Annotated in this window: 18 protein-coding genes and 1 pseudogene; 6 read left to right on the top strand and 13 right to left on the bottom strand. The window is 71.3% G+C overall.

All coding sequences use genetic code 11. From position 1 onward, the window contains the following. The first annotated feature begins 80 nt into the window (after positions 1-80). Complete coding sequence (locus tag ACZ4UU_RS24050) at positions 81-1,508, top strand: uracil-xanthine permease family protein (RefSeq protein WP_471905420.1); 1,428 nt, start codon at positions 81-83, stop codon at positions 1,506-1,508. Here ACZ4UU_RS24050 and ACZ4UU_RS24045 read toward each other — a convergent pair. Further along, positions 1,490-2,638, bottom strand: a complete 1,149-nt coding sequence (locus ACZ4UU_RS24045; protein ID WP_471905492.1) for a glycoside hydrolase family 6 protein — start codon at positions 2,636-2,638, stop codon at positions 1,490-1,492. The genes ACZ4UU_RS24050 and ACZ4UU_RS24045 overlap by 19 nt on opposite strands. Before the next feature lie 174 nt (positions 2,639-2,812). On the opposite strand from ACZ4UU_RS24045, the gene ACZ4UU_RS24040 reads away from it, so the two are divergent. Together ACZ4UU_RS24040 and ACZ4UU_RS24035 are read left to right on the top strand one after the other, a co-directional pair. Then, complete coding sequence (locus tag ACZ4UU_RS24040) at positions 2,813-3,499, top strand: DUF5995 family protein (protein WP_471905419.1); 687 nt, start codon at positions 2,813-2,815, stop codon at positions 3,497-3,499. 88 nt (positions 3,500-3,587) lie between these two features. Continuing rightward, a pseudogene (locus ACZ4UU_RS24035) lies at positions 3,588-4,518 on the top strand (LLM class F420-dependent oxidoreductase). A 16-nt stretch (positions 4,519-4,534) separates the two neighbouring features. On the opposite strand, the gene ACZ4UU_RS24030 reads toward ACZ4UU_RS24035, so the two are convergent. Both ACZ4UU_RS24030 and ACZ4UU_RS24025 read right to left on the bottom strand, forming a co-directional pair. Then, a complete protein-coding gene (locus ACZ4UU_RS24030) occupies positions 4,535-6,232 on the bottom strand; it encodes a flavin monoamine oxidase family protein (protein ID WP_471905418.1) in 1,698 nt (565 codons plus the stop codon). Between the two features lie 49 nt (positions 6,233-6,281). Continuing rightward, positions 6,282-7,070, bottom strand: a complete 789-nt coding sequence (locus tag ACZ4UU_RS24025; protein ID WP_471905417.1) for a carbon-nitrogen hydrolase family protein — start codon at positions 7,068-7,070, stop codon at positions 6,282-6,284. 308 nt (positions 7,071-7,378) lie between these two features. On the opposite strand from ACZ4UU_RS24025, the gene ACZ4UU_RS24020 reads away from it, so the two are divergent. After that, the gene (locus ACZ4UU_RS24020; protein ID WP_471905416.1) at positions 7,379-7,918 is read left to right on the top strand and encodes a Repetin; all 540 of its coding nucleotides are present in this window, start codon (positions 7,379-7,381) and stop codon (positions 7,916-7,918) included. On the opposite strand, the gene ACZ4UU_RS24015 is transcribed toward ACZ4UU_RS24020, so the two are convergent. From ACZ4UU_RS24015 to rpe, 7 genes are all read right to left on the bottom strand, one after another. Next, positions 7,887-9,083, bottom strand: coding sequence for an MFS transporter (locus ACZ4UU_RS24015; protein ID WP_471905415.1), 1,197 nt, complete (start codon positions 9,081-9,083; stop codon positions 7,887-7,889). The genes ACZ4UU_RS24020 and ACZ4UU_RS24015 overlap by 32 nt on opposite strands. Positions 9,084-9,353: 270 nt before the next feature. After that, positions 9,354-9,806, bottom strand: coding sequence for an Lrp/AsnC family transcriptional regulator (locus ACZ4UU_RS24010; RefSeq protein ID WP_030947984.1), 453 nt, complete (start codon positions 9,804-9,806; stop codon positions 9,354-9,356). Positions 9,807-9,816: 10 nt separating this feature from the next. Continuing rightward, positions 9,817-11,298 (bottom strand): amino acid permease, encoded by a 1,482-nt coding sequence (locus tag ACZ4UU_RS24005; RefSeq protein ID WP_471905414.1) that lies wholly within the window; start codon positions 11,296-11,298, stop codon positions 9,817-9,819. 391 nt (positions 11,299-11,689) lie between these two features. Continuing rightward, a complete protein-coding gene (locus tag ACZ4UU_RS24000; protein ID WP_471905413.1) occupies positions 11,690-13,132 on the bottom strand; it encodes a GuaB1 family IMP dehydrogenase-related protein in 1,443 nt (480 codons plus the stop codon). 132 nt (positions 13,133-13,264) lie between these two features. After that, positions 13,265-13,576 carry a barstar family protein gene (locus tag ACZ4UU_RS23995; protein ID WP_471905491.1) on the bottom strand — a complete coding sequence of 104 codons (312 nt, stop codon included), beginning with the start codon at positions 13,574-13,576 and terminating at the stop codon, positions 13,265-13,267. Positions 13,577-13,651: 75 nt separating this feature from the next. Continuing rightward, positions 13,652-14,695 (bottom strand): sugar-binding transcriptional regulator, encoded by a 1,044-nt coding sequence (locus ACZ4UU_RS23990; RefSeq protein WP_471905412.1) that lies wholly within the window; start codon positions 14,693-14,695, stop codon positions 13,652-13,654. A gap of 78 nt (positions 14,696-14,773) precedes the next feature. Next, complete coding sequence (gene rpe / locus ACZ4UU_RS23985) at positions 14,774-15,460, bottom strand: ribulose-phosphate 3-epimerase (RefSeq protein WP_471905411.1); 687 nt, start codon at positions 15,458-15,460, stop codon at positions 14,774-14,776. A 134-nt stretch (positions 15,461-15,594) separates the two neighbouring features. Here rpe and ACZ4UU_RS23980 point away from each other — a divergent pair, with 134 nt between their 5' ends. After that, positions 15,595-17,757: an MMPL family transporter gene (locus ACZ4UU_RS23980; RefSeq protein WP_471905410.1), complete on the top strand. Its 2,163-nt coding sequence runs from the start codon at positions 15,595-15,597 to the stop codon at positions 17,755-17,757. 178 nt (positions 17,758-17,935) lie between these two features. On the opposite strand, the gene ACZ4UU_RS23975 is transcribed toward ACZ4UU_RS23980, so the two are convergent. Together ACZ4UU_RS23975 and fmt are read right to left on the bottom strand one after the other, a co-directional pair. Next, positions 17,936-19,354 (bottom strand): RsmB/NOP family class I SAM-dependent RNA methyltransferase, encoded by a 1,419-nt coding sequence (locus ACZ4UU_RS23975; protein WP_471905409.1) that lies wholly within the window; start codon positions 19,352-19,354, stop codon positions 17,936-17,938. A 107-nt stretch (positions 19,355-19,461) separates the two neighbouring features. Then, a complete protein-coding gene (fmt, locus tag ACZ4UU_RS23970) occupies positions 19,462-20,394 on the bottom strand; it encodes a methionyl-tRNA formyltransferase (RefSeq protein WP_471905408.1) in 933 nt (310 codons plus the stop codon). Between the two features lie 309 nt (positions 20,395-20,703). On the opposite strand from fmt, the gene ACZ4UU_RS23965 reads away from it, so the two are divergent. Beyond that, on the top strand, positions 20,704-21,246 hold the full coding sequence (locus tag ACZ4UU_RS23965) for a hypothetical protein (RefSeq protein ID WP_234768592.1): 543 nt from the start codon (positions 20,704-20,706) through the stop codon (positions 21,244-21,246). A 162-nt stretch (positions 21,247-21,408) separates the two neighbouring features. On the opposite strand, the gene ACZ4UU_RS23960 is transcribed toward ACZ4UU_RS23965, so the two are convergent. Then, a complete protein-coding gene (locus ACZ4UU_RS23960; RefSeq protein ID WP_471905407.1) occupies positions 21,409-23,562 on the bottom strand; it encodes a primosomal protein N' in 2,154 nt (717 codons plus the stop codon). Positions 23,563-23,653 lie beyond the last annotated feature (91 nt).

Genomic DNA, 23,653 nt, shown 5'->3' with positions numbered 1-23,653 from the left:
TCAGCCCTGGTCGGTGCGGTTCCCCACGTACCTGACAATGGTCCGGTCACCCACCCGCACGACGAAAGCGAAACCGCACCATGGATCTCGGCGTCCGCTGGAAACTGCACGGCGACGGACGCACGCCGGCACCCGGAGCGGTGGTCCGCCCCGACGAACGGCTCTCGTGGCCCCGTACCGTCGGACTCGGCGCCCAGCATGTGGTGGCCATGTTCGGCGCCTCCTTCGTGGCGCCGGTCCTGATGGGGCTCGACCCCAACCTGGCGATCATGATGTCCGGCGTCGCGACGCTCGTCTTCCTGCTCGCGACCCGTGGCCGGGTGCCCAGCTATCTCGGCTGCTCCCTCTCCTTCGTCGGGGTCGCCGCGGTCATCCGGGCCGACGGCGGTACGAGCGCGACCGTCACCGGCGCGGTCCTGGTCGTCGGCGCCGTGCTGTTCCTGGTCGGTCTCGCCGTGCGGAAGTTCGGCGCTCGGATCATCCACGCCACGATGCCGCCGATCGTCACCGGCGCCGTGGTGATGCTGATCGGCTTCAACCTCGCCCCGGTGACGGCCTCGACGTACTGGCCGCAGGACCAGTGGACGGCGCTGCTGGTGATGCTGTTCACCGGGCTCGCGGTGGTCTGTCTGCGCGGGTTCTGGTCCCGCATCGCGATCTTCCTGGGCCTGGTCTTCGGCTACGGCATCTCCTGGGCGTTCGACCGGATATTCGGGAAGATCCACTCGGTCGACGCGAGCGGCAAGCTCACCGACCACTGGCGGCTCGACCTCTCCGGGGTCTCGAAGGCCGACTGGATCGGGCTGCCCGACCTGCACGGCCCGTCCTTCCAGTGGTCGGCGATCCTGGTGGCCCTGCCGGTCGTCATCGCCCTGGTCGCCGAGAACGCCGGGCACGTCAAGGCGGTCGGCGAGATGACCGGCGACAACCTGGACGACAAGCTGGGCACCGCGATCTCCGCGGACGGCGTCGCCTCGATGCTCTCCACGGCGGTGGGCGGCCCGCCCAACACCACCTACTCCGAGAACATCGGCGTGATGGCCGCGACCCGCGTCTACTCCACCGCCGCCTACTGGGCCGCCGCCGGCTTCGCCCTGCTCTTCGGCGTCTGCCCCAAGTTCGGCGCGGTCGTGGCCGCGATCCCAGGCGGCGTCCTCGGCGGCATCACGGTCATCCTGTACGGCATGATCGGCCTGCTCGGCGCGCAGATCTGGATCAACGCCAAGGTCGACCTGCGCAACCCGCTCAACCTCGTCCCGGCGGCGGCGGGCATCATCATCGGCGTCGGCAACGTCACCATGGAGTTCACCGACACCTTCGAGCTCAGCGGGATCGCACTGGGCACGCTCGTCGTCATCACCGGCTACCACGCGCTACGCGCCTTCGCCCCGGCCCACCTCAAGACGCAGGAGCCGCTGCTCGACGAGGGCACGTCCTCCTACGACGAGGAGGGCCGGCCCGGCAACGAGAGTGACAGCCGAGACGGGGCTCAGCGCGCCAAGTCGTAGGCGTACGACGCGGTGAAGGTCCCCGGCCTCCCCTTGCAGCCGTCCGACTCCCCCGGCAGCTTCACCCACAGGTAGCCGTCGATCCGCGCCTCCCCCGTGCTGAGTGTCGGCGCCCGGCCCAGTTTGCGGCCGGCGGGGTCGCACCACTCCCCGTCGGCCGGGACGCCGGCGCCGTTGCGGCTGGTGTCGATGACGGCGCCGAGGCTCGCGGGGCCGCCGAGGGCGTCGAGGACCTGTCGGTCGTAGGCGATCTCGTCGGTCGTGGCGTGGAAGTTGGAGACGTTGCTGAAGACGCCGTCGGAGGAGGCGGTCGAGGCGGCGCCGGCCTGTCGCAGCCACTCGGCCTGTTTGCCGGGCGCGTGCCAGCCGGAGTGCCCGGCGTCGTAGTAGACGCGCGCCCTGGGGTTCGCCGTCTTGAAGGCGCGGCCGGCGCGGGCCAACGAGGCGAAGCGGTCGGCGCGTCCGGCGGCGGAGAGGCACTCGGACTGGGCGACCGAGTCGGGCTCCAGGACCACGATGACGTCGGAGGAGCCTAGCCCGGCGGCGAACCTGTCGATCCAGGCGTCGTACGCGTCGAGGTCGGGTGCCCCGCCCTGGGAGTGCCCGCCGCAGTCACGGTCCGGTATCGCGTACGGCACCACCACGGGCACCCGCCCCAGCGCCGAGCCTCCCGAAGTGACCGCGCGGACCCGGGCGGTGATGGTGTCCGGCGTGAAGTCGGCGAACCACACGGCGGCTGGCTGAGCGGCGATCCGCGACGCGATGACCGCGTGGCGCGGGTCGCCGGTATTGCCGCGGACCCACTCCAGCACCTGGGAGTCGGGGTGGCGGTAGAGGCGGGCGGAGACCACGGTCGGCTGCCGGCTCCTCTCGGTCCTGGTCGGGGCGGGCACGGGGCTCGCGGGGCCGGCCTTCTTCTCCTTCGGGGTCGGTGAAGTCGGCGTCGGGGACGGGGACGGGGACTTCGAGGCCGACGGGGACGATGAAGGCACGAGCGGCAGGGAGTCCAGGCTCGGCGAGCGCGTCACCTCGGGCCGCCCGGCCTCGTCGGAGCGCCCTCTGCCGTCGAGCGCGGAGATCATGCCGGTCGCGGTGCCGACGGCGACCACGACGCAGGCCGCCACGACCATGGCATGGCGCCGGGCCGCCCTCCTGCGCTCGGACCTGCGTGCGGCCAGTCGCTGGGCACGTAAGCCTGGCACCGTCCTGCTCCCCCTCCCCCGACAGCGGGCGCGTTCCCCCGTTCTGGGGAAGCGCCGGGCCCGCCGACACCTGCGCCAGCCTAAAGCTGGGACTCTGCCCCCATGGCGCAATGCGAACAATTCACCACACCCGTGGACGCCGTCATCTCCCGTATGCGCGCCCTCCACGCGGCCCTGCCCGAGCGCGACGGAGTGGCCGTCTTCAACCGCGTCTACCTCACCGTCACGGAGGCCGTCGACCGGCACATCGACGAGGGCCGGTTCGCGGACGCGGGGGCGGCGATCACGCTGGACGTGCGGTTCGCGGAGCGGTATCTCACGGCGGTGGAGCGGGCCGAGGACGAGCGGCGCCCGCCCGCCTGCTGGCGGCCCCTGTTCCAGATGCGCCGGCATCCCGGCGTACGTCCGTTGCAGTTCGCGCTCGCGGGCATCAACGCGCACATCGGCCACGATCTGGCGCTCGCCGTGGTGGACGCCTGTCGTAGCCTCGACTGCGAACCCGTCGACCTGGAGGACGAGTTCGACCGGGTGGGTGATCTCCTCGTCTCGCTGGAGGAGCGCGTCCGCGAAGAGCTGATGCCGGGTCCCGACCTGCTCCAGATCGCCGACCCGCTCACCCATCTGCTCGGCTCCTGGAGCCTGGAGCGGGCCCGGGACGCGACCTGGTCGGCGGCGCGGGCGCTGTGGGCGCTGCGCCGACTGCCCGATGTCGCCGAGGAGTTCACCGAGCGGCTGGACGCGGCCGTGGGGTTCGCCGGACGCATGATGCTCACGCCACTGCCGGAGTGATTCGGCCACTCCTGTGACGGGTCCCCTCAACTGGTGGATGAACGTTGTACGTTCGACAGGAGTGGACCTCTTGCGAAGGAGCACAGGCATGGCGACTCGGCTCGGACTGGCACTCCCGCAGAACAAGCAGTACGACCTCGGCAGGGACGTCCCGGACGTGGCACGCGCCGCGGAGGCGGTCGGCTACGAGAGCCTGTGGGTTGTACGAGCGGGCCCTGTTCCCCGAGCCGGCCACCCAGGGGCTGTACGGCATCGAGGGCCTGCCCTGGCCGGACGCCTACCGCGGGGTCGCCGACCCGCTGGTCACGTTGACGCTGGCGGCCGCGGCCACCGAGCGGGCCCGGCTCGGCACCAGCGTGCTGGTGGCCCCGTTGCACGTGCCCTTCCAGCTCGCCAAGACCCTCGCCACCCTGGACGCGGCGAGCGGCGGCCGGGTCGTGGCGGGCCTCGGCACCGGCTGGTCGCACGACGAGTACGCGGCCGCCTCCGTCCGACCCTTCGAGGAGCGCGGCCAGGTCCTCGACGAGGTGATCGAGGTCTGCCGCGCGGTGTGGGGCCCGGACCCGGTGTCCTACGACGGCCGCACCACGAGGATCGCCCCCGCCGTGGTCGGCCCCAAGCCCGCCCGGCCCATCCCCATCCTGCTCGCCGCCGCCACCCGCAAGGCCCAGCGCCGGCTCGTGGACCACGCCGACGGCTGGATGCCCGTCGCCATGAACGCCGAGTCGCTGGCCAAGCAGTGGCAGGAGCTGCGGGACCTGGCCGCCGAGCGGGGTCGTACGGAGCCGCTGCAGACGGTGGTACGCACCAACGCGCGCTACACCGCCAAGGGGTACGAGGGCTCCGACCGCGCGCCCTTCCACGGCAGCGTCGACCAGATCGTCGAGGACCTGGCCGCGTACGCCGAGGTGGGCCTGGACGAGATCTTCGTCGACCTCCAGAGCTCCGTGCGCGACGCCCAGGAGCTCAAGGACGTCGCGGCGGAGGTGTACGAGAAGGCGCGGGCGGCCGGGATCTGAGCCTGGTCTCGGGGCCTCAGTCCTCGGGCAGCTCGACCGGCGCGATCTCGTCGTAGACGTCGCCCGGTCCCGGGTTGGTCGCGTCGGTGGCCCCGCCGAAGTGGTGCATGACGCCCCAGACCGCGTTCAGCGCGGTCTGGACGGCGCCCTCGGCCCAGCCAGCCGTCCAGGAGATGTCGTCGCCGGCGAGGAAGATGCCCCGCTTGTCCTCGTCCAGCCGGTCCTGCATGAAGTGCGTGAACAGGCGCCGCTGGTAGCGGTAGTGGCCGGGCAGGTTGGCCTTGAACGCGCCCATGAAGTACGGCTCGTTCTCCCACGACACCGTCACCGGGTTGCCGATGACGTGCTTCCGGATGTCGACCTTCGGGTAGATCTCGCCGAGCGACTTCAGCATGACCTCCATCCGCTCGCTCGCGGACAGCGGCAGCCACTTCAGGCTGTCGTCGCACCAGGTGTAGGAGAGGCAGATGACGGCGGGCTTGTCCGGGCCGTCGTCGAGAAGGTAGGTGCCGCGCGTCATACGGTCGGTGAGCGTCATCGACATGACGTCCCGCCCGGTCTCCTCGTCCTTGTCCAGCCAGAAGGGCCGGTCGACCGGCACGAACAGCTTCGAGCTCTCCATGTAGTGGGTCCGCTCGATCGCCGTCCAGTGGTCGATCGGGAAGAGCGAGTCGTCGCAGGCGATCTTCGACAGCAGCATCCAGGACTGGGCGGTGAAGACGGCCGCCTGGTACGTGCGGATGTCGCCGTTCGCGTCGGTCACGGTGATCCGGTTGCCGGCGGTGCGGTGCAGCCGGGTCACGGCCGGGCGGGGCTCGCCGTTCTCGTGGAGCTTGGCGAGCGAGGTGCCGTAGGACCAGTGCACGATCTTCTCCGGCTCGCGCTCCCAGAGCCTGACCGGCAGCTGCTGCGAGCCGCCGACGATGCCGCGGTGGTGGTCGTCGGCCTCGGTGTAGACGACGCGCAGGATCTCCAGGATGGAGTTGGGGAAGTCGGTGTCCCAGCCGCCGGTGCCGAAGCCGACCTGGCCGAAGATCTCGCGGTGCCGGAACGACTTGAAGGCCTCGGAGTCGCAGAGGAAGCCATAGAAGGTCTGGTTGTCGAGCTTCTCGACGAGCTTCGCCCAGATCTCGCGGATGCGCGGCACGTCCCGCTCGCGCATGGCCCGGTTCATGTCGGAGAAGTCGGCGCCCTCTTCGAGGCACTTGTTCCAGGCCTCGGCGACGTCCCGGTAGACCTGCGGGAGGTCGTCGATGGTCTCGGCGTAGTGCGACTCGCCCTTGAGGTCGACGACGGTCGAAGGCGTCGCCTCGGCAAGGGGGTTGGGGAAGGGCTGGGTCTCCAGGCCGACCAGGTCGATGTAGTGCTGGAGCGCCGTGGAGGACGGCGGGAAGCGCATCGCGCCCATCTCGGCGGTCAGGGCCGGGTCACAGCCCTCGAAGCCGACGGTCCGCAGCCGCCCGCCGATCTGGTCGGCCTCGTACACGACGGGCTTGAGACCCATCTTCATCAGCTCGTAAGCGGCCACGATCCCGGACAGCCCGCCGCCGATGACCGCGACCTCGGTGCCGTGCTCGGTCGCCGGTATCTGACCCAGCCCCGCCGGGTGGGCGAGGAAGTCGTCGTACGCGTACGGGAAGTCCGGGCCGAACATGGTGATCGGCGGCTGCTGCTCGTCGGCGTGCTGGACGGCGTTGGGCACCGTGGACGTCATGGGGTACGGACTCCTTGCACAAACAGGGACTGCGGGGGGCGGGCGAGGCTCAGATCAGGGACCCGTAGAGACCGGGGCGGCGGTCCTTCAGATACGGGTTCTCCTCGCGGCATGCGGCGAGGAAGACGGGGTCGACGTCGGCGAGGACGAGTTCCTCGGCGCGGCCGGCCCGGGTGCGGGCGACTCCGTCGGGGCCGGCGAGGGTGGAGAGGCCGACGAACTCGAACTCCCCTTCCTGCCCGACCCGGTTGACGTACGCGACGTACATCTGGTTCTCGAAGGCGCGCACCGGGATCATCGACTCGGCGACGAACTGGAACGGGTGCATCTGCGCGGTCGGCACGATCAGCAGGTCCGTGCCGGCGAGGGCGTGGGCGCGGACGTTCTCGGGGAACTCCACGTCGTAGCAGATCAGGACGCCGACGCGGACGCCGTCGAGCTCGGCCTGGACGACCTGCTGGTCGCCCGGGGTGAAGTGGTCGCGCTCGAAGCAGCCGAAGAGGTGGGTCTTGCGGTAGTTGGCGAGCCGGGTGCCGTCGGCGGAGATCAGCTGCGCGGAGTTGTACACCGTCCCGCCCGCGCGCTCGGGGTAGCCGTAGGCGATGGCCAGACCGTGCCGTGTCGCGCTCTCGGCGACGGCGTCCGCGCAGTCGCCGTCGGCCGGCTCCGCGAGCCGGGCGATGTCGTCACCGATCGCGTACCCGGTCAGGAACATCTCCGGCGCGACCAGCAGCCCCGCGCCCGCGGCGGCCGCACGCCCCGCGGCCTCGTCGAGGACCTTGAGGTTCTCGACGGTCGAGCCGGGGCGGCCGGAGCTCTGGAGCAGGGCGGTACGCATGCGTGTTCCTCACCGGGCGGAAGGGGGGCGGGGGGCCGTGTAGGGGCCACGTAGACGGTACGGGCGGCTGAGCAGGGCGGACAAGGAGGAGCCGTTGCGCGCCGGTGAGCGGTTTGTTGCGTGCGTGCGGAGGTCGGCGGCGATTCGTTGCGCGCCCCCGGTCGTAGGCCAGGTCCACCTCGCGGCGCAGCGGCGGCGGGCCTCTCCCGCCGGACGGCGGAGACGGGGTCCCGCCCCCGGCGCGATGTGGGGCGGGCGACGGGCCGGGAGAGTGGTCACCGTCCACTTGACCAGCGGAAAGGACCGCGATGAACCGCCGTACGAAGATCGTCGTGCTGGGCTCCGCGCTGCTGCTCACCGCCGGGGTCGCGGCCTCGGCCTCGGCGTTGTCCGACGAACCGCGCCCACGGGAAGCCGCCGCCCTCACCGGCACCGCCAAGCTGTACCGCTCAGCCGGGGACGACATCACCTTCTCCTTCGACGCGCATCTGGCGGCGAGGGACACCGCCGACCCGACGAAGGCGACCGGCACCTTCGAGTTCAGTCACTACCTGAACGGCGACGGCGCCCGGGCGAAGGTGAAGGTCGACTGCCTGCTCACGGGTGGCAAGGTGGCCGTCGTGTCCGGCGTCATCACCTCCTCCGACCTGCCGGGCGCCGAAGGCAAGCGGGTCGGCGTCACCGTCCACGACCTCGGCCGACGCGACCGGCTGGGCTACAGCTGGGCGTCGACGGGCAGCCCCGTCGAGACGAAGGAGCTGCCCAAGTGCGTGAGTTCGGCGCCCTTCGAGACGGTCAGGAAGGGCACCGGGGACTTCACGGTCGTGCCGTGGCAGCCCGAGCTCTAGCCAGCACCAGCGCCGTCACCAGGTAGGGAATCGCGAGTACGGCGAACACCGTGCCGTGCGACGCACCTGTGCCGAGCAGCGCGTACAGGCCGAAGGTGGCGACGGTGGCAAGTTCGGTGCCCAGGCTCGCGACGGAGGTGAGGGTGGCCCGGCGGGACTCGTCGATGCGGTGCTGGAGGCGGACGTCGGCGAGCACCTCGGCCACCTGGAACCCGCCGAAGGCGAGGCCCACGAGGGCGATGCCGGCCACTGAGCCGGCGGCGGCTCCCACGGCCAGGGCGAGTGCGGCGGCCGCGAGGAGCGCCGCGAGCCCGGTCGTGCCGAGGCGTTCGGCCGGTCCGGTCAGGAGGCTTCCGGCGGTGACGCCGGCCCAGATCAGCAGGATCAGATAGGGGACGGTGGCCTCGGCCACGCCGATGTCCCGGACCAGCAGCGGGGTGTACTCGTCGAGCGCGCCCCATACGGCGGCGACCGCGGGGATCAGCAGCAGCGCACCCCGCACGGAACGGTCCTCGCGAACCTCCGCGAGCCCGGTCCGCAAGGTCGCCGCCCAGCTGTCCTCCGCCTCCTCCGGCCGCACCCGGTGCTCCGGGAACCGGGTCGCCGTGGCGGCGGTCAGCAGACAGGCGAGGACGCTGGCCGCGCCGACGACGGGGTAGCCGCCGAGCGCGAAGGCCGGCCCCGCGAGACCGGCCGAGGCCATCGTGCCCAGCAGTCGCGCGGCCCGGCCCCGGCCCATGACCCGTGCGTACCGGTCGGCGGCGCCCAGCCGGTCCAGCTCGTCGTACACCAGCGCCTCCAGCGCACCGGAGCCGAGCGCTCCGCCGGCGCCCCACAGCACGAAGCCCACTGCGAAGGCCCAGTACGACGGGGTGACCACCCACAGCGCGAAGCCGACGGCGGTGAGCAGCGGGCCGATCCACAGCAGCCGGCGCCGCGACGCGGTGTCGGCCCAGGCACCGGAGGGGACCTCCAGCAGCACGCCGGTGATCGACCACAGGGCGAACAGGGAGGAGATCTGCCACAGCGACATGCCGGTGTCTGCGAACAGCAGCGCGTACACCGGGTAGAGCAGGACGAAGTCGTCGAGGAACGAGTAGCCGTACAGCGTGGCCGTGATACGGCGGACGCCGGTGACGGGCACGCGTGCAGGTGAGAGTGTCATGAGGCCTTCCCGCAGGGACAGTTCGGACGCCGGAGGTACGGCGTCCGAGGCGGCCCTCGGGAGGCACGGCTGGTGGATCAATGTCGCCAGGTCATGGCATCGATGGTAGGCGCCCCTGGCGTGGGAGCACAGGCGAAATAGCCGGCCGGGCACCCGCGCTCAGCACACGCGCCCTTCAGGGGCGCGGGGAACTGCGCGACCAGCCACACCGCAGCCGCAGTCGAGGAACGACATGACGAGGCACCCCCCACCCGCCCGACCCGCGGGGCGCTACGTGGGCGACCCGGAAGAAAACCTCCGCAGCAGCGGCGACAGCACCAGCACCGACTTGGTCCGCTCCACGAACGGCTCCCCGGCGATCCGCTCGAGCACTCGCTCGAAGTGCCGCATGTCGGATGCGAAGACCTGCACCACGGCATCCGCCTCCCCGGTGACGGTGGACGCGGCCACGACCTCCTGATACCGCTCAAGACCCCGCCGGATCGTCTCCGGCGAGGTGTTGTGCCGGCAGTAGATCTCGACGAACCCCTCGGTCTCCCAGCCCAGGGCCGACGGGTCCACCCGGACGGTGAACCCGGTGATGGCACCGGTGGCGCGCAGCCTGTCCACGCGCCGTTTCACGGCGGGCGCGGACAGGCCGACTAGCTGCCCGATGTCCGCGTAGGAGCGGCGGGCGTCCTCGGCGAGGGCGTGCACGATGCGTTCGTCGAGATCGTTCAGCACTGCGGGCGGTTCACTTCACTTCTGGTGTGGCTGCTTGCGTGGCAAGACGGGAACGGCGATAGCCGTACAGGAAGTAGAACACGAGTCCGGCGGCCATCCAGCATCCGAAGACCACCCAGGTCACGGTGTCCAGGCTGAACATGTTGTACGCGCAGAACAGGAAGCCCAGCACCGGCAGCACCGGCCCGAACGGCACCCTGAACGTGCGCTCGAGCTCCGGGCGCTTCACACGCAGGACGATCACCGCGATGTTGACCAGGGCGAAGGCGAACAGCGTGCCGATGCTGGTCGCGTCGACGAGCTTGCCCAGCGGGATGACGGCGGCGAGCACACCGCAGAACAAGGACACGATGATCGTGTTGAGCCGCGGCGCACCGGTCTTGCGGTGGACCTTGCCGAGCGCCTTCGGCACCAGGCCGTCCCGGGACATCGCGAACAGGATGCGGGTCTGGCCGTAGAGCACGGTCAGCACGACGCTCGCGATGGAGATCACGGCGCCGAGGGCGAGCAGCGTGCCCCAGAAGCTCTGGCCGCTGACGTCGTTCATGATCGCGGCGAGGGAGGCCTCGGAGCCCTCGAACTTGGTCCAGTTCCAGGCGCCGACGGCGACACCCGCGACCAGGACGTACAGCGCGGTCACGATGATCAGCGACAGCATGATCGCCCGCGGCAGGTCCTTCTTGGGGTCCTTGGCCTCCTCACCGGCGGTGGAGGCGGCGTCGAAGCCGATGTACGAGAAGAAGAGCGTCGCACCCGCGGCGCTCACACCCGCCATGCCGAGCGGCATGAAGTCGGAGTAGTTGCCGGACTTGAAGCCCATGAAGCCGACGGCGCAGAACAGCACCAGCGCGGCGATCTTGACGGCCACCATGATCGTGTTGGCGCGCGCGGACTCGCGGACTCCGCCGAGCAGGAACACCATCGCCAGCAGGACGACGATCAGCGCGGGCAGGTTGATGATCCCGCCCTCGCCGGGCGCCGAGGACAGCACGGACGGGATGGTGACGCCTATGGTCCCGTCGAGCAGCTCGTTGAGGTACTCGCCCCAGCCGACGGCGACGGCGGCCACCGAGACGCCGTACTCCAGCACCAGACACCAGCCGCAGACCCAGGCGACGAGCTCGCCCATCGTTGCGTACGCATACGAGTACGAGGACCCGGCGACCGGGATGCTGCCGGCCAGCTCGGCATAGGACAGGGCCGAGAAGAGCGCCGTGAGACCGGCGATCACGAAGGCGAGGGTGACGGCCGGGCCGGCCTCCGGAACGGCGTCGCCGAGGACGACGAAGATGCCGGTGCCGAGGGTGGCACCGATGCTGATCATGGTCAGCTGCCACATGCCGAGCGAGCGCCGCAGGGACCCTCCCTCGCCCTGGCCACCCTCCGCGACCAGGTGTTCCACGGGCTTGCGACGCATGAGGCGCGCGCCGACACCCGGGGACGGTGGGCCTGTCTGGGGGCGGTTCTGCGGGGGTGCGCCTTGGTCGAGCACGCGCTGACTCCTTCGTCGCTGCCTGTGAGGGCGGCAGGGACCGGCGGCACTCTGCGACAGCAGGAACCCACCGAGCGGGGTCCCTGCCACGCCACGTACGAGGCGACAGCCTATGAGGAGTGGCGTTGCTGGTGAAATGCAGCAACCTTGCGCATGCCCGCAAGATCATTGCGTTCATGGGGGCTGGATGGGTGTTCGTTGCACGACGGCTTTCGACCGTTGCGCAGTGCGGGTGCGTGGGGGCTGGTCGCGCGGTTCCCCGCGCCCTTGAGGGGCGTCCACTGCAGGTACCTCAGGGGCGCGGGGAACCGCGCGACCAGCCACGGACGACCCGCGGCCGCCCGCCTGCAGCCGTACCCGGCCCCTTGGGCGCACCGGCGTTGACCGAGCGTCAGCTCCAGCTGGCGTGCAGCGGCTTGCCCTCGGCGTACCCGGCCGCGCTCTGGATCCCGACGACCGCCTTCTCGGCGAACTCCTCCAGAGACCCGGCGCCGGCATACGTGCAGGACGACCGCACACCCGCGATGATCGAGTCGATCAGGTCCTCCACGCCCGGCCGGGCCGGGTCGAGGAACATACGGGAGGTGGAGATGCCCTCCTCGAACAGCGACTTGCGGGCACGGTCGTACGCCGACTCGTCCGACGTGCGGTTGGCCACGGCCCGCGCGGACGCCATGCCGAACGACTCCTTGTAGAGCCGGCCGCCCGCGTCCTGCTGAAGGTCGCCCGGCGACTCGTAGGTGCCCGCGAACCAGGATCCGACCATCACGTTGGAGGCACCGGCCGCGAGCGCCATGGCGACGTCGCGCGGGTGCCGGACACCGCCGTCGGCCCACACGTGCTTGCCGTACTTCCTCGCCTCGGCCGCGCACTCCAGGACCGCGGAGAACTGCGGCCGGCCGACGCCGGTCATCATCCGCGTCGTGCACATCGCACCCGGACCGACACCGACCTTGATGATGTCGGCGCCCGCCTCGATCAGATCCCGCACACCCTCGGCGGCGACGATGTTGCCCGCGACGATCGGCACCCGCGGGTCGAGCGCACGCACCGTGCGGATCGCGGCGATCATCGACTCCTGGTGGCCGTGCGCCGTGTCGATGACCAGCGTGTCGACGCCCGCGTCGAGCAGCTGCTTGGCCTTGCCCGCCACGTCGCCGTTGATGCCGACGGCGGCGGCGACCCGCAGCTTGCCGTCGGCGTCGACGGCCGGGGTGTACAGCGTGGCGCGCAGGGCGCCCTTGCGGGTGAGGATGCCCGCGAGGCGGCCGTCGGAGTCGACGGCGGGGGCGTAGCGCCGGTTGTGGTGGTCCAGGGTGTTGAAGGCCTCACGCGGGTCCTGGTCCGCGTCGAGGAGGAGCAGGTCCCGGGACATGACCACTTCGAGCTGCGTGAAGCGGTCCACGCCGGACAGGTCGGCGTCGGTGACCACGCCGATCGGCTTGAAGTCGTCGTCGACGACCACACCGGCGTTGTGCGCGCGCTTGGGCAGCAGGGCCAGCGCGTCGGCGACGGTCTGGTGCGGGGCCAGCACGATCGGGGTGTCGAGGACGTGGTGGCGGCTCTTCACCCAGGAGACGACGTCCGTGACGACGTCGATCGGGATGTCCTGCGGGATGACGACCAGGCCGCCGCGCCGGGCCATGGTCTCGGCCATACGGCGGCCGGCGATGGCGGTCATGTTGGCGACGACCAGCGGGATCGTGGTGCCCGTGCCGTCCGGGGAGCTGAGGTCCACGCCCTGCCGCGAGCCGACCGCGCTGCGGCTCGGGACCATGAAGACGTCGTCGTACGTCAGGTCGTACGCGGGCTGGATGTCATTGAGGAAACGCACGTGCTGCACATCCCAGTCGATCAGAGGTGGCCCCCGGACAGGTCAGCCAGGGGAGAAGAGCACGTACTTCATTGTCCCATGCTGACCGGATCGTGATGCACGGTCGCTTCATACAAGCAGGTCAGAGAGGCCTTAGGAGGATCCTCCGAGAGCGAGCATCACATTGAGCGACGGCGCCCGGTCCACCGCCGCGGAGAACACCTCCTGGGCGATCTCCCACTCCTCGGGCCGGGCCTTCGCGTACGGCTGCCAGTTCCGTACGACGACCAGCAACCCGTCCGCGGCCTCCGCGGGCCACACGGTCGGATCGGAGAGGCTGTCGGCGAGGGCGTCCCAGTTGCGGCCGAACCAGTCGGGGAACTCCAGGGTCAGGGCACAGCGGTCCATCAGGCCCGCCTTGTCCGTCACCCCGTCGAGGTCCAGCGTGACCGCGAGGTCCGTCATCTCAGTACCGCCGAGTTCGTAGTGATCGTCGATGAACGAGGGGGCGACCACCGGCCACCCCCTCCTGACATACCGTCACTGTCCGTCCGGGTCAGCCCTGTTGAGCGTCGACCTCGGAGTCGGCCCGGCCGTCATCAGCACGTCCGCCGCCGAGGTGTCCGTCACCAGGCTGGTGACCAGTCCGGACCGCAGCACCGCGTCGATCGCGGCGGCCTTGCGCGCCCCGCCCGCGATGGCGACGACCTCCGGGATACGGCGGAGCTGGTCCGCCTTGACGGTGATGCACCGCTCCCCGAGGTCCCGTCCGACCCGGCGCCCCTCGGAGTCGAAGAGGTGCGCGGACATCTCGGCTGCGACCCCGAGCGAGGCGTAGTGGGCCCGCTCCTCGTCGCTGAGCATGTCGTGCACGGTCGAGATACCGGGCTCCCAGGAACCGATGGAGACACAGGCGACCGTGACCTTGTCGAAGTACTCGAAGGCCCGGGCGATCCCGGTCTGGTGGCGCAGCGCCGCCGCGGTGGCCGCGTCCGGCAGCAGCATCGGCGCGTAGATGGGGTGCGCGTCGCCGCCGGAGACCTGCGCGGCCCGCCGCACCGCCTCCACGGAACCGCGCTCGGCGGTCCCGGCGTCGTACACGCCCGTCAACTGCACCACCGTGCACGGCGGCAGCCGGTCGAGAGCGGCCGCCATGTGGATGGTGGACCGGCCCCAGGCCAGGCCCAGCACATCGCCTTCGTTCACCAGCTCGCCGAGCAGGTCGGCGGCCACTTCTCCCAGGTTCTCGGGATCGGGCGTCTCCTCGGCCTCGGCCGGGGACTCGACCACGACGGCGTGCCTGAGGCCGTAGCGGGCGCGCAGCGCGTCCGAGCGCTCCGCGTCCAGCTCGGCCGGGACTCGGATCTCGATGCGCACCAGATCCCGTTCGAGGGCGGTCTCCAGGACCCGGGCCACCTTGAAGCGGCTGACGCCGAACTCCTCCGCGATCTGGATCTTGGACTTGCCCTCGAGGTAGAAGCGGCGGGCCATGGCCGCCGCCTGCACCAGCTCAGCGGGTCCCATCCGCATGGCTGACCGGCCCGCCGACATACCCGACACGGCGATCTCCTCACTGCTGTTCACACTCTGGATTCGCCGTTCATCCTTGCAGATCCGGCGCTCTTGATCCGCCCTGATGGGCGCCGTTCACGTTCCCTTGGCTCAGTGGTCGCATGCCCAGGCGGCGGTCTTCGTGACCGCCTCCGCCTGAGCGCGCAGCCCACGGACCGCTTCGGCCGGGTCCTCGGCCCCGTACACCGCCGAACCGGCGACGAACACATCGGCACCCGCCTCGGCACATCGCTCGATGGTCGAGGCGGAGACTCCGCCGTCCACCTGGAGCCACAGCTGGAGGCCGTGCTTGCTGATCAACTCGCGGGTGCGGCGAATCTTCGGAAGCATGATGTCGAGAAACGCCTGACCACCGAAGCCCGGCTCGACCGTCATGATCAGCAGCATGTCGAGTTCGGGGAGCAGATCCTCGTACGGCTCGATGGGCGTCGCGGGCTTGAGCGCCATGGAGGCGCGGGCACCCTTGGCCCGGATCTCCCGGGCCAGCCGCACCGGTGCGGCGGCGGCCTCGACATGGAAGGTGACGGAGGACGCCCCCGCTTCCACGTACTGGGGCGCCCACCGATCGGGGGCCTCGATCATCAGATGGCAGTCCAGCGGAGTGTCCGTCGCACGGGCCAAGGACTCTACGACCGGCACGCCGAGCGTGAGGTTCGGGACGAAATGATTGTCCATGACGTCGACGTGGAGGTAGTCGGCTCCTTCGACCGCCTTCGCCTCGTCCGCGAGGCGAGCGAAGTCGGCGGACAGGATGCTGGGGTTGATCTGCACGGCCATGACCCAAGCCTGCCATGTCCGGGCACGAATGTTCGCGTCGGTACAGACCTGAGACGTTCATCGGATGTTGTGTCCGGTTCGCCCGTGCCATGCTGGGCGCCCGACGGGACCGTTGGACGGCTGCGGGGGTGGCCATGACGGAGAGCCACGACGAGCGGTGGCCGCAGCGGCAGCAGCAGCGGCCGACGGGATCCGGACAGCGCGGCATCGCGCATCTGGTCTGCGGGCGCCGCGCCAAGTGGGTGGTGCTCGTCCTGTGGCTCGCGGTGTTGTTCCTGACGGCACCCTTCGCACAGAAGCTGACCGACGCGCAGGACAACGACGCGGCGTCCTGGCTGCCGGGTTCCGCGGAATCCACCCAAGTCCTGGAGATCTCCGAGAACTTCAGGCCGGAGCAGATCCCCGCGATCGTCGTCTACGCCCGCGACGGCGGTCTGACGGCCCGGGACCGGGCGGCGATCACCGAGGACGTCGCCCAGCTCAAGCAGCTCACCGATCACGGCATCCGCGGCGCCGAGACCCGCGGCCCGGTCCTCAACCGTGAGGTGGACCCGCAGGCGGCCCAGGTCCAGGTCCCGATCACGATGGACGAGAAGGGCTGGGAGCGCATCGCGCCCGCCGTCGACTCCATCAGGGACGTCGTCGGCACGGGCGGCGCCGGGCTCGCCGTGCACATCACGGGCCCCGGCGGCACCTCCGCCGACTTTTCCGAAGCCTTCGAGGGCATCGACTCCACGCTCCTCCTCGCGGCGATGGCGGTCGTCATCGTCATGCTCCTGATCACCTACCGCAGCCCGACCCTGCTCCTGGTCCCCCTCGTCTCCGTGATCGTCGCCCTGTTCACCGCGCAGTCCTTCATCTATCTGCTGGCGGAACACGCGGGCCTGACGGTGAACGGCCAGAGCGCCGGCATCCTCACGGTCCTGGTCTTCGGCGCGGGCACGGACTACGCACTCCTGCTCGTGGCCCGCTACCGAGAAGAGCTGCGCCGCCACGAGGACCGCCACGAGGCGATGGCCCTGGCCCTGCACCGCGCGGGCCCGGCGGTGATCGCCTCCGGCGCCACCGTGGTCCTGAGCATGCTGGTACTGCTGGCGGCGGAGATGAACTCGACACGCGGCCTCGGCCCGGTCGCGGCGATCGGAGTCGCCGTCGCACTGATCGCGATGCTGACCCTGTTCCCCGCCCTCCTGGTCATCTTCGGCCGCTGGATCTTCTGGCCGGTGATCCCGCACCTGGGCACGGACAACCCGGAGACCCGAGGCATCTGGGCCCGCATGGGCCGCCGTATCTCCCACCGCCCCCGCATGGTCTGGACCGTCACGGCCATCGCCCTCGCCGTCTGCTCCCTCGGCCTGATCCAGCTCCGCGCCGAGGGCCTGAGCAACGCCGACGCCTTCACCGACAAACCGGACTCCATCACCGGCCAGGAGATCTCCGAGCGCTACTTCCCGGCTGGCAGCGGCGACCCCCTGGTCATCATCAGCAACCAGGCCCAGGCCGTACAGGTGGGCCGTGCCGTAGCCGGAACGGACGGCGTCGTCCCCACCTCACTCGGCCTCCCACCAGGCACAAAGCCCTCCTACGAAGGCAAGGTGCTCTTCGAGGCGACGATGACCGCCCCCGCCGACAGCGAGGCCGCGAAACAGACCGTCGAACGAGTCCGGGACGCCGTCCACGCGGTACCGGACGCGGACGCGCAGGTCGGCGGCGGCACGGCGGCCCTGCTCGACATGGACGAGGCGACGACCCACGACAACATACTGATCATCCCGTTGGTCCTGCTGGTCGTCCTGCTCATCCTCACCGCCCTGCTCCGCGCGCTGATCGCCCCGCTCCTTCTGATCGGCACGGTGATCCTGTCCTTCACGGCCGCCCTCGGCATCAGCGCGCTCGCCTTCCGCCACCTCTTCGACTACGCGGGCGAGTCGACCGACTTCCCCCTCTTCGTCTTCGTCTTCCTGGTGGCCCTGGGCATCGACTACAACATCTTCATCACCACCCGCATCCGCGAGGAGGCAGCCCACCAGGGCACCCGCGCCGGCGTGGTCACGGGCCTCGCCGCCACGGGCGCGGTCATCACCTCGGCCGGCCTGGTCCTCGCCGGCACCTTCGCCGCCCTCGGCACCCTCCCCATGGTCGCCTTCGCCGAAATAGGCTTCGCGGTGGCCCTGGGCGTCCTCCTGGACACCTTCATCGTCCGCTCGATCCTGGTGACGTCCCTGTTCCTGGACGTGGGCCCGAAGGTGTGGTGGCCACATCGCCTGTCCCGGGGTACCGGGCAGCCCGGCGCGTGAGGCACGCGGCTTCGTCCAGGCCCCTTCAGCCCGTCCGGCGTTTGAGGACGAGGCCCGAAGGGCCGACGGCTGGGTCGAAGGGGCGACGGCTGGGTCGAAGGGCCGACGGCTGGGTCGAAGGGGCGGAGCCCCTTCAAGGGATGGGACGGGTAGGGGCGGCGGGGCGAAACCCTCCGGTTCAGCCCACCCGCCGAATCAGCGCCAAATACATCGCATCCGTCCCATGCAGATGAGGCCACAACTGCACATCAGGCCCCTCCCCCAACTCCGGCACCCCCACCAACAACCCCCGCGCATCGATCAACTCAGCCCCACCGTGCTGCTTCAACACGTCCCCCACCACTGCCCGAGTCTCGGCAAGATGAGGCGAACACGTCGCATACCCCACAACCCCACCCACCCGGACAGAATCAAGAGCCGCCCGCAGCAGCTCCCGCTGCAACGGCGCAAACCCCTCAAGATCCTCCGGCCGCCGCCGCCACCGAGCCTCCGGCCGCCGCCGCAAGGCCCCCAGCCCCGTACACGGCACATCCACCAGCACCCGGTCAAAGCTCCCCGCCCGCCAGGCCGGCCGAGTCCCGTCCGCGGTGATCACCTGATACGGCCCCGGATTACCCTCCAGAGCCTTCGCCACAAGCCCCGCCCGATGCGGCTGCTTCTCGGAGGCCAGCAACGCGGCCCCCCGCTCGGCGGCCAACGCCCCGAGCAGCGCCGCCTTCCCGCCGGGCCCGGCACACCCGTCGAGCCACTTCTCGTCGGGCCCCTCCAGCGGCGCGTTGGCCAGCGCGAGGGCAACCAGCTGACTCCCCTCGTCCTGCACCCCCGCACGCCCTTCCCGTACGGCCTCCACGGCCCCCGGCTCCCCGCCCTCGGCGAGCCGCACGGCATACGGCGACCACCGCCCCGGCACCGCCGCCTCCTCACCGAGCAGTTCCTCGGTCGTGGCCCGCCCCGGCCGAGCGACGAGGGTCACCTCGGGCCGCTCGTTGTCGGCGGCCAGCAACCGCTCGATCCCGGCCCGTCCGCCACCGAGCGAGTCCCAGAGCGCCGAGACGACCCACCGCGGATGCGAGTGCACGACGGCGAGATGGTCCTCGGGATCGTCGTCGTACGGCGGAGCGACCCGCTGGATCCACCCGTCGAGATCGTGCTGCGCGACCTTCCGCAGCACGGCGTTGACGAACTTGGCCCGCCCGTCGCCCAGAACGACCCGCGCGAGCTCCACGGACGCGGACACGGCGGCATGGGGCGGAATCCGCGTCCCGAGCAGCTGGTGCACACCCAGACTGAGAACGTCGAGCACCGGCGGATCGACCTCACGCAGCGGCCGGTCCACACAGGCTCCGATGACGGCGTCGTACGTCCCCTGCCGGCGCAGCGTCCCGTACACCAACTCGGTGGCGAGCGCGGCGTCGCGCCCGTCGAAGTCGCCCTTCTCCCGCGCCTTGCGCAGCAGTGGCGGCAACACGAGGTTGGCGTAGGCGTCCCGCTCGTCCACGGCGCGCAGCGCCTCGAAGGCGAGCACGCGGACGGGGTCCTTCTGAGGCCGTCGATAGGGCTTGCCGGGTCTGCGGGGCCGACGGGAGGTGTCGCTCACGAAAAAGGTGCTCCGGATGTGCGGGAAGAGATGTACGACCAGCCTACGTCGCACCACGACCCCGGCGTATGGCCGGTACACCCCGGGGCCGTGGCTCCGTCGGCCGGTCAGACCCCGAGCTTCTCGCCGTCCCCGATCCGCACGCCCCGCGCCCAGTCGGCGGCCCGCATCGGCTTCTTGCCCTGGGCCTGTACCCACAGCAACTCCACGGCGTACGACCCGGTCCCGACGTACACGTTGTTCTTCCCCACGGACAGCGCGCCCGGGGCGAGATCGTCCCGCCCGGGCACCGGCTGCACCTGGATGAGCTTGAGCCGCTCGCCACGGAAAGTGGTCCAGGCGCCCGGGGCCGGGGTGCACCCGCGGACGAGACGGTCGACGCGCAGGGAGGGGGCGGCCCAGTCGATGTGGGCGTCCTCGACGTTGACCTTGGGCGCGAGGGTGATCCCGTCGGCCGGCTGCGGCACGGCCTTCAGGGTGCCGTCGGCGATCCCGTCCATGGTCGCGGCGAGCAGCCCGGCTCCGGCGAAGGCGAGCCTGGTCAGCAGGTCGCCGCTGGTGTCGGTGTGCCGGATCTCCTCGGTGACGGTGCCGTAGACGGGCCCGGAGTCGAGACCTTCCTCGATGAGGAAGGTGGAGGCCCCCGTGATCTCGTCGCCCGCCATGATGGCGTGCTGCACGGGCGCGGCCCCTCGCCAGGCCGGCAGCAGCGAGAAGTGCAGGTTGACCCAGCCGTGGGCCGGGATGTCGAGGGCGACGCGGGGCAGCAGGGCGCCGTAGGCGACGACGGGACAGCAGTCGGGCGCGATCTCCCTGAGCCGCTCCAGGAACTCGGGGTCCCGCGGCCTGGCCGGCTTGAGCACCTCGATCCCGGCTTCCTCGGCCCGCTCGGCCACCGGACTCGCCACCATCCGACGCCCACGCCCCGCCTGCGCGTCCGGCCGCGTCACGACAGCGGCCACCTCGTGGCGCCCGGAGGCGATCAGAGCGTCCAGAGCGGGAACAGCAACCTCAGGGGTACCGGCGAAGACAAGCTTCATGGGTGGACACGGGCCTCTCGGGCGGGGTCGGTTGGGCAACGCACAAGTCTATGGGTGCCCGGGACGGGGCTCACATGGGGAACCCCACGAACGGTTGCCCCGTCCCCAACGGGCCGACCGAGGCCGAAGGCCGCGGCGCGCACCCCCACCCGGGGGCGTAGGCATATGCCCATACGCCCCCAGTGCGTGACCCCCGGACCGCTCCCGCGTTGGTCAAGAAAGAGTTGACCACAACGGGCCGCACCCGCCACACCCGCCGTTCCGCGGCGCGGCCCTCTCCTTTTCAACGCCGGTTCGAGAGGCTTGTTCATGGCCGACCACGCAACCCACGACGCCCAGGCTCGGGCCAGCCTGCACTTGCTGGTGCGGGACATCGAGCGGGTCCGCCGGCAGGTGGACGCACTGCGTACGCTCACCGCCCAGCTGGGCAACGTCTACCGCCCGCGCCGCTCCGGCCCCTCCACGGGCTTCGTCGTCTACGGACGCGCCCCCGCCCCGACGGTCCGTCTCGCCCAGGAGCTACGGGACAGTGTCGAAACCCTGGTCACGGCAGCCGTGGACTTCGACCGCTCGCTCGGCTTCTCCTGGGACGCGGTCGGTTCCGCCCTCGGCGTCACCAAGCAGGCCGTGCATCGCCGCTACGGCGCGCGCCGGGCGGCCACCCAGGCGGCCGCCGAGGCCGAGCGGACGACCGAGCCCTCGGGCACCCGGACGGTCAACGTCACCACCGCTCTCCCCACGGTGCCGACCGTCCCCGCGGCCCGCTCCATGCCGACGCAGCCGACGGCAGGCAGTCCAGCCATCCGCGACGAGGCCAGGCCCACGGCGTTCCCCGGCCCTCGCAACGGCTGACTCCCCTCACGCTCTGCCCTCCCGAAGCGCACCCGGGAGGGCAGAGGCATGTCCAGAGGCATGTCCGAACCGGGTCAGCAGCCCGTCTGCCCTCAGCCGCGCCGCGCCCTCATCGCGACCTTCAGAACCCAGGGCCCATCGCGCTCACTCGATGCCGGCGGCTCACCCGATGTCCGGCGGATCGATCCGAACCCGCACGGCAGCCTCCCCACCTCCCCGCGCCATCCGCGCCGCCTGCGCAGCCTTCAACGCGGTCGCCAACGCGGCCCCGCTCCCGGGCGGCACCCGCACCAACGCCCGCTCCCACTGCTCGCCCGGCGGAGGCGCCCCCACCCGCCGCGGTCGCCCCACCGCCGTGACAGGCACCGGTACGGGACCCAACACCTCTGCCTCCGGCGGAAGTTCGGCCGTACGAAGAAACTCGGCGACCGCCTCCCCGGGCCCGGCCACGGAAGCCATCCGGGACACCGGCGGAAACCCGAGCTCGGCACGCTCCCCTAGTTCGCGTACCGCATGTCCGACGGGGTCCCAGCGCACCAGCGCCTGCACCGGCCGCAGCGTGGGCTCGGCCACGACGACCACAGTCCCACCGGCGCTCTGCGGCCGCACCAGCGAGGCGGCCGCGATCCAGCGGCGCAACGCGTCCTCCCCGGCCCGCAGATCGGGCCGCCCGAGCATGGCCCAGCCGTCCAGCAGCAGGGCCGCCGCATAACCGCCCTCGGCGACGGGTTCGGCGCCCGGCGTGCTCACGACCAGCGAGGGCGTCCCCGGCACGGTGTCCAGCACATGCTCACGGCCGGAGGTCCGAACGGGTACGGCGGGAAAGGCCCGCCCCAACTCCTCGGCGGTGCGCCGCGCCCCCACCACCTGGGCCCGCAACCGGAACCCACCGCACTGGGAGCAGTGCCAGGCCCCGTCCTCGCGTCCGCACCACCCGCACCGCAGATCGGCTCCGGAGCCCTGCGCCTCCAGTGGCCCGGAGCAGTGCCGACACCGAGCGGGCGCCCGGCAGTTGGCGCAGGCCATCCGCGGCACATAGCCGCGTCGGGGCACCTGGACCAGTACCGGTCCCTGCCGCAGTCCCTCCCGCACCGCCTGCCAGGCGAGCGTCGGCAGCCGAGCGGCCCGCGCGGCCTCGTCCCGTGCGAGATCTGCGTCTCCCACGGTCCGTACGAGCGGAGCCGCGCCACGCACCTGCTCCCGCCCGGCGACCAACGGCCGGGCCCACCCGCTCTCCACGAGCTGGGCGGCCTCGACGGTGCAGCTCCAACTCCCCAGCAGAAAGCCGCACTTGTCCTGCGCCGCGCGCAGCAACAGCACATCGCGCGCATGGGGCTGCGGAGCATGCAGTTCGCTGTGGCTGTCGTCGCCGTCGTCCCAGAGGGCGACCAGCCCGAGATCCTGCACGGGCGCGAACATGGCCGCCCGGGTCCCCACGACCGCACGTACGCTCCCCCGGCGTACCGCGAGCCACTCCCGATACCGTTTCTCGGGCCCGGCGTCGGCGGTCAGCACCGCATGCCGTCCCTTGCCCATGAGCGACGTCAGCGCGGCGTCCACCCGCGCGACGGCACGCCCGTCCGGCAGCACCACCAGCGCTCCCCGTCCGGAGGCCAGCGTCGCGACGACGGCCCGCGCCAGCTCCTCGCTCCAGTCGGGCCCGGGCAGCGCGTTCCACACGGCACGGGGCGCGCCCCCGGAGGCCAGCGACTCCAGAAAGACGGCTCCTCGCTCGTACCGACCCCAGGACCCCACCTCGGGCCTGTCGGGCGGTGCGAGCGGCTCCGGTGACGGCCGCTGCTCGGCCCGTGCGCTGCGCGGCGGCACGGCCAGCTGGAGCACATCGGCGAGCCCGCCGGCGTACCGGTCGGCCACGGCCCGTGCGAGCCCGAGCAACTCCTCGCTCAGCACCCGCTCAGGGGAAACGACCTGCGCGAGAGCCGCGAGCGGCCCGGAGTAGTCGGACTTCGCGAGGCGAGCGACCAGGAACCCGTCGATGAGGCCCCCGCCCTCACGCCGCCCCTCCCGCACCCGATGCCGTCCGGCGCCGAACCGCACCCGCACCCGCACCCCGGGCTGCGCGTCGGCGTCGAGCTCGGCGGGCACGGCGTAGTCGAAGTACCGGTCGAGATGCAGTACGCCCTTGTCGACCAGTACTCGGGCGACCGGCAGCTCCTTCGCGAGCTCGGCACCCCGCCAGGTCCTGGGCTTGGCCCGCGGCACCTTCGCCTGCCGCACGCTCTCCCGGATGAGCGCGAGCTGCTCGGGCGACGCCCCCTCGGCCCCGCCGTCACCGTTCTCGTTCTCGCTGCTCACGCCTGCATTCTTACCAAACGCCACTGACAACCGACGGCGCCCGGGATCAAGGCAGCAGCGGCACACGCACCGAGGCCCGGCCTCCCGCCAG

The organism is Streptomyces sp. NPDC028907 (assembly GCF_055564995.1).
This window is presented reverse-complemented; position numbering and strand designations above follow the sequence as displayed.